The sequence below is a fragment of the Pseudomonas sp. Xaverov 83 genome (assembly GCF_019352905.1).
Classification (GTDB): domain Bacteria; phylum Pseudomonadota; class Gammaproteobacteria; order Pseudomonadales; family Pseudomonadaceae; genus Aquipseudomonas; species Aquipseudomonas yamanorum.
This window is the reverse complement of sequence record NZ_JAAAFU010000007.1, coordinates 72,410-85,695: the sequence shown is the minus strand read 5'-3', so window position 1 is coordinate 85,695 and position 13,286 is coordinate 72,410. Positions and strand designations below refer to the sequence as shown.

Below are 13,286 nucleotides of genomic sequence, written 5' to 3'. Positions count from 1 at the left end.
ACATTCAGTGACTGACACTCCGCTTTCGCGAGCAAGCCCGCTCCCACATTTGATCGAGGTTAACCCACAGTTTTGCTGGCGTTTTCAGCCGCCACTTCAGCCTTGGTCTTGAGGTTTTTCAATTCCTCACCGGCGCGTTCAATCTTGGTCCGCACGGTGTTCATTTCCTGGCGGCTGCGCTCCAGCAACTCTTTCGCCGAGCTGTGCCCGCTGATCCCGCGTGCCAGGGCCACGCCGCCAATCGCCACCTGGATCAAACCGAAAAAGCCACCACGGCGCAGGCCTTTGCCCATCATCACCACGCCGCCGGCCAGGGAGCCGATGCGTTCCCAGCCCTGGACGTTTTGCGTGGGTTGGCGCTCGAACGGTGTGGACCGGATAACGGGTCGCAGGGTTTTGCTGTCGCTCATGATCTGTCTCCAACAAGGGCTTATTGATATGCAGCTGACTGCACACAGGCCGTGGATGTTCCCGGAAAATCAGTATTTGGGGCCTGAGCGGGTGTTGTTGCCCTTGGCCAGGCGGTCGTAAAGCACCACGTTGACGGTGGCGGCGAGGTTCATGCAACCGGTGGTCGGGATGTAGACCACGTCTTCACACCAGTCACGAATCTCCTTGTCCAGGGAGCCGTCTTCCGGGCCGAAGATATACAGCGCGCGGTCGGGGTGGGTGTATTCGGGGAGAGGGCGGGCGCCTTCCACCAGCTCGACGGCGACGGGGATGCAGCCCAGAGGCAGGATCTTTTTCAGGTCGTCGATACCGATCAGCGGAATGTCGTGGTGGACCTTCTTGGTGTCGGTAATAAAGTCCCGGGCCCGCTCATAGCGCTTGCCGGTGTAGAACACCGAGGCCACGCCGTAGCAGCCGGCGGCGCGCATCACCGAACCGACGTTTTCGGGGGATTTGGGGTTATACAGACCGATGCAGCTGTAGCGTTTATTGCCCACGGGAAAGGGTGCCTTCGAGAAAAGCGGCGATTATACGGCCTCGGGCTAATGTATTGCTTGGGCGATCGCTATCACGGGCGAGCCCGGCTCCCACATTTGGAATGCAATCCCCTGTGGGAGCCGGGCTTACCCGCGATGAGGCCGTCACATTCAGCGAAGATACTCAGTCGTCTTTCTTCATCAACCCGGCCAACGCCGCAAACGGGTTATGCGTCGCCTTGGCAATCGTCGGGCTGCTGGTGGAGCCTTCGCCGAAATACTGCTGGTCGGTATAGCGCGAGTGTTCGTTGTCGTGGCAATACAGGCACAGCAACTCCCAGTTGGAGCCGTCCTGGGGATTGTCATCATGGTTGTGGTTGCGGTGGTGCACGGTCAGTTCGCTCAGGCGCTTGCCGGCGAATTCACGGGCGCAGCGGCCGCACACGTGGGGGTACATCTTCAGGGCTTTGTCGCGGTAGCCCATTTCCCGGTCGCGCTGGGCATCGGCGAGGATGCGATCCAGCTTGGCGGTGTGGGAGGGCGGATTGGTCGAGCTCATCATGGCTCCTGTCTTTTAGTGGATCACGGATAGTGTTGATTCTAGCTGCTTGCGGGGTAATAAACCTCCGGCTTTTTCAGCTGCAGTACGCGCAGGTGGTGGGGATTGTTTGTAGTATCGGCGAACTGAATTCATAAGGAGCGGTACTCATGCGGATGCATACAGGATGGTGGGCGTTGCTGTTATTCGCCGTCAGCGTCCAAGCCCAGGCGTTTTCCACGCCCCAGCCGGGCCAGGTGATTGATGTGGCGCTGGAGCAGCTCCACCCTACCCAGGCGGTGATCGGCTTTGATCAGATCCATTACAAGCTGGGGGTGTTTGCCGAATCACCCAAGAAGGTGTTCGACGAATACTGTGAAACCAATGGCCAGGGTGAAGCCAGCAAGGTGCCTAAAGATGCCGACCTGCATAAACCAGGCAGCTTTACCTGCAAAGACCCGGTGGGGACTCACCCGGCGGACATGAAAACCGTGGTGGTCGGCCCTGCTGGCCAGCTGTACCTCACTGACGGCCACCATTCGTTCAGCACGTTGTGGGAGCAGCCAGGGGCCGGCGCCAGACTGAAAATGTGGGTGCGGGTCACTGATAACTTCAGTGACAGCCCTGACCTGGCTACGTTCTGGAAGCGCATGGAGCAGGGGCGCAAGGTCTGGCTCAAGGACGGCCAGGGCAAAACCATCACCCCTGAGCAGATTCCGGCGCACCTGGGTTTCAAGGATCTGGGCGACGATATGTTCCGCAGCCTGGTGTATTTCTCCCGCAAGGCATCCTACGGCAAGCCGACCTCTGGCGCGGTGGTGCCGGAATTCCTGGAGTTTTACTGGGGAGGGTGGTTGCGCACGCAGATTGACCTGAGCGCGTTCAACCTGAACAAGCAGGGCGGGTATGAAAAGGCCATTGAAGCGCTAGCCAAGCGCATGGTCAGTCTGGCGCCCGATGCGCCGGTAGGGGACAGCGGCTTCAACGCCGGGCAGTTAGGGGGATTTACTTCACTCAACCGCAAAGAGCTGGATGACACCTTCAAGAAGAAAGTGCCCTACGTTATCGACAGCAGGAGCAAGTAAGTGACGAACCGACAGGGGCGGCCTGGCGCCGTTTCTGTCGGGCGTATAACGGCTGAATATACAGTAATGGTCGGGCAAATATCGATTTAAATGCCCTCGGGGATTTAAATAGGATTTGGGTAATAAAGTGTTGGAGTAACGTTGCCGGTTTCTTTAATGTGGCGCCTCTTGGCCAGCTGCCGTTAGTGTGTTCTGCAGTAGCGCCAGATGTTCAATGCCTCAGGTCTTTCCTGACGACTTTTAGTTTCCCGTCAACCGGGTTCCCCTTCACGATATCAACCCCATGTGGCGGATGTTGTGGCGTTTCAAATCAGAGTCGCTCGTCCAGAGCGCGCTGCTTCAAATAACCGAAGTCGGGTAGGTTGAAGTGTCTGATGATCGTCGTACGAACAATAAAAAATTCGACGAGTTGCCCTGCTTATATAACTTGCAGGTTCAGGCTCATTGTCCTGCGTAAGTTATGAAGTTATGGCGCTCGTTAATAAACTTCTGATGTTCATCTCGCTGATATTCGCGCTACGTGAATACAACTGCCTGCTTCAATCAAACATATGCAATTTTTTGTAGAGGCTGTTGTGTCTAAAGGTGTTGTTCTGGCGGTTTCCGCTTCCTTCCTGTTTGGCGTGCTGTATTTCTTTACCTCCCTTCTTGAACCCTTGGATGGTCAGCAGATATTTGGCTGGCGAATGCTCATTTCGCTGCCCTTCATGACGTTGCTGCTGTGCCTCTCCGGAGACTGGAAGTGGGTGCCGTTGATCTACAAGCGGCTGCGGGAGAAACCCGCGCTGCTGCCCTGTGTCGTGGTCACCAGTGCGCTGGTGGGGGTGCAGTTGTGGATCTTCATGTGGGCGCCACTCAATGATCACGGCCTGGATGTGTCGCTGGGCTATTTCCTGTTACCGCTGAGCATGGTCATCACCGGCCGCATCGTTTACGGCGAACGCCTTTCACATCTGCAAAAGATTGCCGCAGCGCTGGCGGCGGTGGGTGTGGCCAATGAGTTGTATCGCACGGGCGGGTTCTCCTGGACCACCCTGGTCGTGTGCGTGGGTTATCCGCTGTATTTCGTACTGCGTCGGCGCTGTGGCACCGATAACCTCGGCGGACTGTGGCTGGACATGGTGCTGATGATCCCGGTCGCGCTGTGGTTTGTCCTCGGTGGCGAACCCATCGGCGAGACCCTGGCGCAACGCCCGGCGCTCTATTGGCTGGTGCCACTCATGGGATTGGTCAGTGCGGCGGCGGGTTATTCCTACATCCGGGCCAGCCGGCTGTTGCCGTTCAGCCTGTTCGGTTTGCTCAGTTACGCGGAGCCGGTGCTGCTGGTGGCCGTGTCGTTGATGCTGGGAGACAGCCTCAAGCCGGGACAATGGATGACCTACCTGCCGATCTGGCTGGCGGTGGTGGTGTTGGTGCTGGAAGGCTTGAGGCATTTGAATCGACTGCGCCGGTCGATCTGACGGCAACCCGCGCAGTGAATGTTTAGCCCTTGAGCTTCTCGGCAATCCAGATGGTATGCCGCGTGCCCTTGTTGCCATGGGCAAACACCTGCACTTCCTCGGCCTTGAAGCCGGCCTTGCGCAGTTTGTCGCTGAACTGCTTGTCGGCGCTGGCCGACCACACCGCCAGCACGCCCTTGGGCCGCAGGGCCTTGGCGCAGGCGCTGAGGCCACCGGCGGAATACAGCCAGCTGTTGGCTTTTTGCGTCAGGCCTTCGGGGCCGTTGTCCACATCCAGCATGATCGCGTCAAAGCCCTGGGGCTCGGCCTGCAGCACCTTGGCCACGTCTTCCATACGGATCACGGTGCGCGGGTCCAGCAGCGGGCGGCCGGACTTTTCCCCCAGGGGCCCACGATTCCACTCGACCACGCCGGGCACCAGCTCGGCAACCACCACCTCGGCAGTCTTGCCCAAATGCTTGAGCGCTGCCGCCAGGGTAAAACCCATGCCCAGGCCGCCAATCAACACCCTGGAGCCGGGCCGACCGGCAACCTTGCGGCACGGAATCTCCGCCAGCGCATCCTCGGAACCGTGCATGCGCGTGTTCATCAACTGGCCACCGTCACCGCCCTGAATCTTGATGACAAAATCCTCACCGTATTCGAACAGGCACAAGGCACCGCCGTTGTCGGGGATCGGAGTGGTGTCCAGCAGAACGAAACGTTTCATGGAAATCTCATTGGGAAGGGCATTCTTGCGCGGTTGGGAGTAGCCTTACGACTTTACGGTCAGGCCATGGAGCCATCGATGAAGTGCAGCATTCTAACGGTCATTGTGTGGAGCGCGCTCGCCCTTGGCGGTGTGGCCCAGGCTCAGGAGTCGCAAACCGTACCGATTACCCCGGCGCCGACGGCGGGTTCGCCGGGTACTGCAACGCCCACACCTTACCCGCAAGTCACGCCACCGGCGACGCCAAAGGCGGCCGGCAGCGGTGAGCCATTGTTGACGCCGATCGTGCTGCCCACGCCGCCGAAGGACCAGACGATCCCGGGCTTGCAGCAAAACGATATCAAGCCCAAGACCCCAGGCGGCTAAAACTGCTGGGACAGCAATTGCCCGTCCGCCATGCGCAGGCGCCTGGACAGGGCGATAGCAATCGCACGAATGATCTTGGCCGCGATTTTCGGTGCGTCGTTGAGCATCTTTTCCAGGGAATCCTTGCCCAGGTTCAACAGCACGCAATCGCTGGCCGCCACACAACTGGCAGAACGGCGCTCGCCATCGAGCACGGCCATCTCGCCAAACGCCCGCCCACTGCGCAAGGTGGCGATGGTCAGCCGCTGGCCTTCATGGTTGGTCTTTTGCACCGCCACCTGGCCTGAGTGGATGATGCACATGAAGGTGCCGGCGTCGCCCTCGAGGAATATCGCTTCACCGCGGGCGATGCTGCTGATGTTGAAATAGCCCGCCGCCACATGGAAATCTTCCGGCAGCAACGGGTCGAACAGGCCGCAATCCATCAGCATGTCGCGGATTTCGTTATTGAGTAAGGTCGGTTCTGGCATGAGGCTTACAGTCTTTGTCCATAAATCGTGCAGGGCGCGCCCGGCGGTCAGGTGTTCAGACCCGCCCGCCAGGCGGAGTTCCTTAAATCAGCCCCAGCGCCTTGAAAACAAATGCATATTCGAGTGCTACGTCACGTAATCCCTGATAACGCCCACTCATGCCGCCGTGGCCCGCACCCAACTCGGTCTTGAGCAGCAGCAGGTTATCGTCGGTCTTGGTGTCGCGCAGCTTGGCCACCCACTTGGCCGCTTCCCAATATTGCACGCGGCTGTCGTTGTAGCCGGCGATCACCAGCGTGGCCGGGTAGGCCTGGGCGCTGACGTTTTCGTACGGCGCGTAAGCCTTGATCCGCTCATACACCTCCGGCTCTTCAGGGTTGCCCCATTCGTCGTACTCGGTGATGGTCAGCGGCAACTCCGGGTCGAGCATGGTGTTGAGCACGTCGACGAACGGCACTTCGGCAATCGCCGCCTGGAACAGCTCCGGGCGTTGATTGAGCACCGCGCCGATCAACAGGCCGCCGGCGCTGCCGCCGCTGATAGCCAGTTGCTTGGAGGTGGTCAGGCCTTGGGCGATCAGGTGTTCGGCGCAGGCGATAAAGTCGCTGAAGGTATTTTGCTTGTACTCCTGCTTGCCGGCGCGGTACCAGGCTTCGCCCAGTTCGCCGCCGCCGCGTACATGGGCAATGGCAAAGGCCACGCCACGGTCCAGCAGGCTCAGGCGGGCGTGGGAGAACCACGGGTCGAGGCTCTGGCCATACGCGCCGTAGCCGTATAGGTACAGCGGCGTCGGCTTACCCAACTGGTCGCGGCGGACGACAAGACTGATCGGCACCTGAGTGCCATCGGCCGACGTCGCCCACAACCGTTGGCTGACGTAGTCGTCGGCGTTGAACACACCGAGCACCGGGGTTTCCTTGAGCACCTGTTGCGCGCCGCTGGCCAGTTCCAACTGGCGCACCTGGGCCGGACGGTTCAGGGCCTCATAGCGCAGGCGGATCTTGTCGCTGGCAAATTCCAGGCTGTTCTGCACATAGAGGCTGTAGGCCGCGTCCGGCAATTCCACCCGATAAGGTGCTTGGCCTTGTGGGTGCACTTCGATGATCGGCAAACCACCGATGCGCAGGCTCAGGGTCATGGCCCGGGCGTTGAGGCTCACGCCATCCAGCATCACTGCGTCGTCGTGGGGGATCAGGTTCTGCCAGTCGTCCTGGGTCGGCACGCTGCCGGTGTCGGCGGCCTGGAACAGGGCGAAGTTGATGCCGTCGCGGTTGCTGCGGATAAACCAGGTCCATTGGTCGTCCAGCTTGCCGTGGTCGACGTCGTATTCATGGCCTTCGACCCGTGGCGCCAGGCAGGTAAAGGCCTGCTGCGGCTGCTCGGCGTCCAGGGCCCAGATCTCGCTGGTGGTCTTGCTGCCCAGGGCCAGCAGCAACTGGCGCTCGGAACTTGAGCGGTAGCAATGCAGGAAGAAACGGCCGTCGGGCTCGTGGAACACTTCTTCGGCGGCGGTGCCGTCCAGGCGATAGCGATACAGTTTGTGCGGGCGGTGGGTGTCGTCCAGTTCAGTGAAAAACAAGGTCAGGCTGTCGTTGGCCCAGGTCATGCTGCCGTCGCAGTCTTCGAACTCCAGTTCGCTGACCTTGCCGGTGGCCAATTCCTTCACGTAGAGGGTGTAAATCTCTTCGCCGTTGGTGTCCAGGCTGTAGGCCAGGCGCTGGTGGTCGGGGCTGATGCTGAAGGCACCAAGGGAGAAAAAGCCGCCATTGGCAAGCACGTTCGGGTCCAGCAGCAGCTCTTCCGCGCTTTCGTCGACCTGTTGGCTGTCATCCGCCGGGCGCGGGCAGCGGTAGTGGCGGGCATATTCGTCACCGGCGGTGGTGCGGGTGTAATACAGGTACGGGCCCCAAGGCGAGGGCAGGGACAGGTCGGTTTCGAGGATGCGGCCCTTGATCTCTTCGAACAGGGTTTCGCGCAGCGCCTGTTGGTCGGACAGTTGAGCTTCTTGCCAGGCAATTTCCGCCTTGAGGTAATCGAGCACCTCGGCGCTGTCCCGCGCTTGCAGCCAGGCGTACGGGTCGGTGCCGGGGGCCTTGCGGGCGATCGGGGCGGCAGTGATGTGGGTCGCTGGGGGCATGGATCACTCTCTGTCTGGCGGTTGGCCGACGGCATTGCAGCCTCGGCACTGAAAAGCCGTTATCATAGCGGCCTGTTTGCCTACCTTGCCATGGACACCATGACCGAGAACGACTATCTGATCGCTTGGGGCCTCTACGCCTTCGCAGCCCTGGGTTGCCTGTTGGTGTGGTTTGCCATGACCCGCTGGATGTGGCGCTGGCTGCGCGAACCGCTGCGGCTGCTGATGGCGGTGCTGCTGTTCAGCCCGACCATTGTCGACCCGGTGAAGACCCAGTTCGCCCCGGCCGTGGCCATCACCGCCCTGGACCTGGTGCTCAAGGTCGGCAACAACGCCTGGCGGGCGATTTCCGATCTGTTCATGTATTCCATGATCGCGTTTGGCGTGTACCTGGTGTTTGTGCTGATCCGCTGGCCCATCGAGCGTGCCTCCAGGGCCCGCCGTGAGCAGAAGGCCGCCGCTGCGGCAGCCGCTGCCGCCGAGCCGGAGGATGACGACGAACCCTTCGCCGATGAGCGTTACGGTCGCCCGGCACCTGTCAGCGGTATGCGGGTCGAACCGCGCCTTTAACGTTGTACGCCCTGTATCGAGAAGCCTGGCATGTGTGAATTATTGGGCATGAGTGCCAACGTACCGACCGATATCGTGTTCAGCTTTACCGGGCTGATGCAACGCGGCGGACGGACCGGCCCCCACCGCGACGGTTGGGGCATCGCCTTCTACGAGGGCCGTGGCCTGCGGTTGTTCCAGGACCCGGCGGCCAGCAGCGAATCGGAAGTCGCGCTGCTGGTGCAGCGTTATCCCATCAAGAGTGAAGTGGTGATTGGCCATATCCGCCAGGCCAATGTGGGCAAGGTGTGCCTGTCCAATACCCACCCGTTCGTGCGTGAACTGTGGGGCCGCAACTGGTGCTTCGCGCATAACGGCCAACTGGCGGACTTCAACCCCCGCGCCACGTTCTACCGCCCGGTGGGTGATACCGACAGCGAGGCGGCGTTCTGCGATTTGCTCAACCGAGTCCGTGAAGCGTTTCCGGAACCGGTGGACATCGAACAGGTGCTGCCTGACCTGATCGCCGCCTGCAGCGAATACCGCAGCAAGGGCGTGTTCAACTGCCTGCTCAGCGACGGTGACTGGCTGTTCTGCTATTGCTCGACCAAACTGGCACAGATCACCCGACGCGCGCCGTTTGGCCCCGCACGGTTGAAAGATGTCGACGTGATCGTCGATTTTCAGGCCGAAACTACCCCCAATGACGTGGTGACGGTGATTGCCACCGAACCCCTGACCGAAAACGAGACCTGGACCCGCTACGAACCGGGCCAGTGGAGCCTGTGGCGACGCGGCGAATGTGTCAGCCAAGGCAAAACGGAATAAGGACGTCGAATATGTTGCTCAGCTATTTGCGACTGGTGTTGTTTGCCGTGGGTCTGTTGGTCGGTGTGCAGGTACCGGGATTCATCAGTGACTACGCCAAGCGCGTCGAAGCCCATCTGATCGAGGCCCAGACCGGCCTGCGCGGCTTTGATGCTACGGCGCAGCAGTTCTTCAACGGCGATTTGCAGGCGCTGGTGGCTCATTACCGTGCCAGTGACGACCCGGTGTTTCGCAGCGATGCCAACAGCCTGGGCACGTTGCTCGACCGCCAGGTAGCGCTGGATAAACAGTTCCAGGCGATGCAAGGCCCGTGGTACATCCGCGCGCTGCAAGTGGCCGTGGCTGCCGACCCGGCAATTCGCCAGGAAACCTGGAACGGCTACAGCTACATGCTGTTACTGACCCCGGAAGCCATGGGCTGGGGCCTGGGTGGGGCGATGCTGTTGTCGTTTGGCCTGGAATGCCTGTTCCGCCTGATCGACTGGGTGGTGTTGGGCGGCAAGCGCCTGCGCCAGAGCCGGCCGATTGAAGAGCGGGACCTCAAGGGGCTTTAAAGGCTGACGCGGTCAAATTGTGGGAGCGGGCTTGCTCGCGAATGCAGTGCGTCAGTGACATATAGGTTGGCTGGTACACCGCATTCGCGAGCAAGCCCGCTCCCACAGTTTTAAATCGGTTCCTTCAGTGGCATGGGTTTGCTCAGCACCATCAAACTCTCGCCGACCTTCTGCGCATACCGCTCCACCACGCTCTGGCACAGCGCCACAATCTCCTCCACCAACTCCACGCCTATTCGCCACGACACCACCACCTGCAAGTTCGGTGGTCGTTGCTCCATGGGCAGCATGGTCAATTCTCCTCGTGCCAACTCTTCGCTGACCAATACGGGCGGAAACGCACCAATCCCGAACCCGTCCCGCAGCAGGCGGGTGATCGCCGACACCGAGTTCACACAGCTCATTCGTGGCGCGGCTACGCCGTTCGCCTGCATCAGGCTGAGCACGTCCTGGTGCGGACAAGAGTTTTTCGAGTAGGTGATGATGCGCTCCTGGGCCAGTTCGGAGAGGGACGCGTAGTCGCGGTTGTAGATCGAGTGGCTGGCAACGATCCAGCCCATGGGATGGCTGGCCAGTTCCAGGCTGCGCACGGTTTCCTGGCGCAGCAGGTCGGTTTGCAGGATCAGGTCGAGAAAGCCTTTTTGCAACTGATCGCTGAGGTTCAGCGCGGTATCGGCGACCAACTCGATTTCCACCCGTGGGAAGTGGTCCGTCAGTTCTGCCACCAGCGCGCTTAGCCAAGTGTGGATCACCGTGTCCATCACCCCGATGCGGATACGCCCGACCTTGCTGCTGGTGGTTTCCAGGGACTGCTTGAGCCCTTGCATGGTCGCCATCATCTGCTCGGCATAATCGAGCACCTTCAAGCCCTCCGGCGTCAGGCTCACCCCCCGGGAGTCGCGCAGGAACAGCTTCACCCCCAGCTCGCTTTCCAGCACGGCGATGCGACTGGAGATCGAGGCCTGGGTCGTGAACAGCTTCTCCGCCGTCAGGCGAAAGCTCTTGAGCTTGGCCACCCAGACGAAGGTTTCGAGGAACTTCAAATTCATGGGATCAACTTTTCTTATGCATGGATCGGTTTTTATTAGTTGGACGCAGCGTGTCGCAAACGCCAAAAATCGAGCTGTCTCACGATAAGCGTCGTTGGGGTTCAGGACAACATCGTTGCGAGATCTTGGTAAAAGATCCCACACTACAAAAAAACAAAGCCTACAGGAGCCCTACCGTGAGCCGCCTGCTATTGAACTGCGACATCGGCGAAAGCTTTGGCAACTGGACCTTGGGTCTGGATGCCGAGGTCATGCCTTTCATTGATTGCGCCAACGTTGCCTGCGGCTTCCACGCCGGCGACCCGAGCATCATGCGCAAGACCGTCAGCCTGGCCTTCAAGCATGGCGTGCAGGTGGGCGCACACCCGGCGTACCAGGACCTGCAGGGTTTCGGCCGCCGCTCCATGGCCTACACCCCGCAGGAAATCCAGGACCTGTTGCACTACCAGATCGGCGCCCTCGACGGTATTTGCCGGGCCCAGGGTGGGCGGGTCAGCTACGTTAAACCTCACGGCGCGATGTACAACGACATGATGGCCAAGCCGGCGCAATTGCGTGCGGTGATCCAGGCCGTGGCGGCCTACGACGCCAGTCTGCCGTTGATGCTGATGGCCACCCGCGACAACAGCGCTGCCCAGGCCCTGGGCGACGAATATGGCGTGACCCTGTGGTTCGAAGCCTTCGCCGATCGTGCTTATGACAGCGCTGGCCATCTGGTCTCCCGCCAGTTGCCGGGGGCGGTGCACCACGATCCGGAAAAGATCATCCAGCAGGCCTTGATCATCGCCCGGGGTGAGCATCTGGTCGCCAGCGACGGCAGCCCGTTGCACCTGCAGGCCAATACCTTGTGTGTACACGGCGATAACGCCAGCTCGGTGGCCGCCGTGCAGCGCATCCGCGAGGCGTTGACCCCAGCATGAAACCACGGATTGAAGTCGTAGCCATCGACAGCCTGATGGTGCGCCTGTTTGATGTGATCGCCGAAGACAACATGCCCTGGATGCTCGCCGCCACCCGCCGTTTGCGGGAAGGTTTTGGCCCGGCGCTGGTGGACCTGGTGCCGTCCTACACGACCCTGATGGTGCATTACGACCTGATGGCGCTGAGCCCGGCCCAGGCGCGGGAGTTGATCGATCAGGCGCTTGAAGCGCTGCAGCCAGAGCCCAAGGGCAGCGGGCAATGCCATGTGTTGCCAGTCTGGTATGACCTGAGCGTCGGCCCCGAACTGCCGTTGCTCGCGCAGCGCAGTGGGCTGGCGGTGGAGGAGGTGATCCGTCGCCACAGCCAGCACGAATATCAGGTGTTCGCGTTGGGCTTTGCGCCGGGGTTTGCCTTTATGGGCCTGGTGGACGAACTGCTCGCAGCTCCACGACTCAATACGCCGCGCAAGCGGGTGGCGGCCGGCAGCGTGGGGATCGCCGAGCGGCAGACGGCGGCCTATCCGGTGGTATCGCCGGGTGGCTGGAACCTGATCGGCCGCACACCGGCCAAGCTGTTTGATCGAGAGCGCGAGGGCTACAGCCTCATGCAGCCGGGGGACACCGTGCGTTACGAAGCGGTCAGCCATAGCGAATTCATCAACCTGGGTGGCGATGACACACCGTTGGAGGCCCAGGCATGAGCCGCTTGTTGATCGAGGCCAGCACCCCGCTGTGCTTGTTGCAGGACGCTGGACGTTTTGGTGTGAGGCATTTGGGCGTGACCCAGGGCGGCGCGCTGGATTGGGTGTCGATGTCGTGGGCCAATTGGTTGCTGGGCAATGCCCTGGATGCGCCGGTGGTAGAAATCACCTTGGGTGGCTTCACCGTGCAGGCCGAGGACTATTGTCTGCTGGCGTTGGCCGGGGCGGATTTGGGCGCTTATGTCGATGAAAGAGCGATCAGCCCGGGGCGCAGTTTTATTCTGCAAAAAGGCCAGCGTTTGCGGTTTACCCAGCCGTTCAGCGGCGCGCGGGCTTACCTGGCAGCGCCGGGCGGGTTTGATGCGCCGCACGTGCTGGGCAGTTGCGCTACGGTGGCGCGTGAAGAACTGGGCGGGCTGGATGGCTTTGGCCGAGCGCTGGCTGAAGGTGCGCAGTTGAGCTATTCAGGTGTGGGCGGTGCGATGCGGGTGTTGTCTGCGGAGCAATTGCCGAAACTGGATTCGAAGGCGCCACTGGAGGTGATCCTCGGGGCGCAGATCGGCCAGTTCGGCGGGCAGAGTCTGTTTGACGTGTTCAACAGTGAATGGACCCTCGACAGCCGTGCCGACCGCATGGGCATGCGCTTGCTCGGCACACCGCTGGAATATCAGGGACCGTCGCTGATTTCGGAAGGCATCCCGCTGGGCGCGATCCAGGTGCCACCGGATGGGCAGCCGATTGTATTGCTCAATGATCGGCAGACCATTGGCGGTTATCCGCGACTGGGTGCGTTGACGCCATTGGCGCTGGCGCGGCTGGCGCAGTGTTTGCCGGGGGAGAAGGTGAGGTTGGCGCCGGTGATGCAGGAGACCGCGCATCGGCAGCAGGTGGAGTACTTGCAGCGCTTTATGAACCGCTAAAAGCATCGCAGGCAAGCCAGCTCCCACAGGGAAATGCATTCCAAATTGTGGGAGCTGGCTTGCCTGCGATTGCG

The 13,286-nt window shown here is 60.9% G+C and carries 16 protein-coding genes; 9 read left to right on the top strand and 7 right to left on the bottom strand.

Features of this window, described 5'->3' with window-relative positions; translation table 11 throughout:
* Positions 1-59: 59 nt before the first annotated feature.
* From K0H47_RS03130 to K0H47_RS03120, 3 genes are all read right to left on the bottom strand, one after another.
* On the bottom strand, positions 60-410 hold the full coding sequence (locus K0H47_RS03130) for a DUF2892 domain-containing protein (RefSeq protein WP_063032538.1): 351 nt from the start codon (positions 408-410) through the stop codon (positions 60-62).
* A gap of 69 nt (positions 411-479) precedes the next feature.
* On the bottom strand, positions 480-947 hold the full coding sequence (locus K0H47_RS03125; RefSeq protein WP_063032537.1) for an RNA methyltransferase: 468 nt from the start codon (positions 945-947) through the stop codon (positions 480-482).
* A 163-nt stretch (positions 948-1,110) separates the two neighbouring features.
* A complete protein-coding gene (locus K0H47_RS03120; RefSeq protein ID WP_003210675.1) occupies positions 1,111-1,485 on the bottom strand; it encodes a YajD family HNH nuclease in 375 nt (124 codons plus the stop codon).
* A 149-nt stretch (positions 1,486-1,634) separates the two neighbouring features.
* Here K0H47_RS03120 and K0H47_RS03115 point away from each other — a divergent pair, with 149 nt between their 5' ends.
* Both K0H47_RS03115 and rarD read left to right on the top strand, forming a co-directional pair.
* Positions 1,635-2,549, top strand: coding sequence for a ParB/Srx family N-terminal domain-containing protein (locus K0H47_RS03115; protein WP_063032536.1), 915 nt, complete (start codon positions 1,635-1,637; stop codon positions 2,547-2,549).
* Positions 2,550-3,124: 575 nt separating this feature from the next.
* A complete protein-coding gene (rarD, locus tag K0H47_RS03110; RefSeq protein ID WP_219271923.1) occupies positions 3,125-4,009 on the top strand; it encodes an EamA family transporter RarD in 885 nt (294 codons plus the stop codon).
* Positions 4,010-4,031: 22 nt separating this feature from the next.
* On the opposite strand, the gene K0H47_RS03105 is transcribed toward rarD, so the two are convergent.
* Entirely contained in the window at positions 4,032-4,718 is a 687-nt protein-coding gene (locus K0H47_RS03105; RefSeq protein WP_063032534.1) for a spermidine synthase, read from the bottom strand.
* 78 nt (positions 4,719-4,796) lie between these two features.
* Here K0H47_RS03105 and K0H47_RS03100 point away from each other — a divergent pair, with 78 nt between their 5' ends.
* The gene (locus K0H47_RS03100; protein ID WP_063032532.1) at positions 4,797-5,084 is read left to right on the top strand and encodes a hypothetical protein; all 288 of its coding nucleotides are present in this window, start codon (positions 4,797-4,799) and stop codon (positions 5,082-5,084) included.
* Here K0H47_RS03100 and K0H47_RS03095 read toward each other — a convergent pair.
* Both K0H47_RS03095 and K0H47_RS03090 read right to left on the bottom strand, forming a co-directional pair.
* Positions 5,081-5,554, bottom strand: coding sequence for a cyclic nucleotide-binding domain-containing protein (locus K0H47_RS03095; RefSeq protein WP_063032530.1), 474 nt, complete (start codon positions 5,552-5,554; stop codon positions 5,081-5,083). The genes K0H47_RS03100 and K0H47_RS03095 overlap by 4 nt on opposite strands.
* Before the next feature lie 82 nt (positions 5,555-5,636).
* A complete protein-coding gene (locus tag K0H47_RS03090; protein WP_219271921.1) occupies positions 5,637-7,691 on the bottom strand; it encodes a S9 family peptidase in 2,055 nt (684 codons plus the stop codon).
* 21 nt (positions 7,692-7,712) lie between these two features.
* On the opposite strand from K0H47_RS03090, the gene K0H47_RS03085 reads away from it, so the two are divergent.
* Genes K0H47_RS03085 through K0H47_RS03075 form a run of 3 tightly spaced genes read left to right on the top strand, consistent with a single transcriptional unit; the run spans position 7,713 to position 9,622 of the window.
* Entirely contained in the window at positions 7,713-8,261 is a 549-nt protein-coding gene (locus K0H47_RS03085) for a hypothetical protein (RefSeq protein WP_017479180.1), read from the top strand.
* A 30-nt stretch (positions 8,262-8,291) separates the two neighbouring features.
* On the top strand, positions 8,292-9,068 hold the full coding sequence (locus K0H47_RS03080) for a class II glutamine amidotransferase (RefSeq protein WP_003210683.1): 777 nt from the start codon (positions 8,292-8,294) through the stop codon (positions 9,066-9,068).
* A gap of 11 nt (positions 9,069-9,079) precedes the next feature.
* Positions 9,080-9,622, top strand: a complete 543-nt coding sequence (locus K0H47_RS03075) for a DUF2937 family protein (protein WP_017479178.1) — start codon at positions 9,080-9,082, stop codon at positions 9,620-9,622.
* Positions 9,623-9,732: 110 nt separating this feature from the next.
* Here K0H47_RS03075 and K0H47_RS03070 read toward each other — a convergent pair whose 3' ends face one another.
* Positions 9,733-10,671, bottom strand: coding sequence for a LysR family transcriptional regulator (locus K0H47_RS03070; RefSeq protein WP_219271920.1), 939 nt, complete (start codon positions 10,669-10,671; stop codon positions 9,733-9,735).
* A 176-nt stretch (positions 10,672-10,847) separates the two neighbouring features.
* On the opposite strand from K0H47_RS03070, the gene K0H47_RS03065 reads away from it, so the two are divergent.
* From K0H47_RS03065 to K0H47_RS03055, 3 genes are read left to right on the top strand one after another with little or no spacing between them, the layout of a single operon-like run.
* A complete protein-coding gene (locus tag K0H47_RS03065; RefSeq protein WP_093200652.1) occupies positions 10,848-11,591 on the top strand; it encodes a 5-oxoprolinase subunit PxpA in 744 nt (247 codons plus the stop codon).
* Positions 11,588-12,292, top strand: a complete 705-nt coding sequence (pxpB, locus tag K0H47_RS03060) for a 5-oxoprolinase subunit PxpB (RefSeq protein WP_177026445.1) — start codon at positions 11,588-11,590, stop codon at positions 12,290-12,292. The genes K0H47_RS03065 and pxpB overlap by 4 nt, the downstream gene beginning before the upstream one ends.
* On the top strand, positions 12,289-13,212 hold the full coding sequence (locus K0H47_RS03055) for a biotin-dependent carboxyltransferase family protein (RefSeq protein ID WP_219271918.1): 924 nt from the start codon (positions 12,289-12,291) through the stop codon (positions 13,210-13,212). The genes pxpB and K0H47_RS03055 overlap by 4 nt, the downstream gene beginning before the upstream one ends.
* Positions 13,213-13,286: the final 74 nt, after the last annotated feature.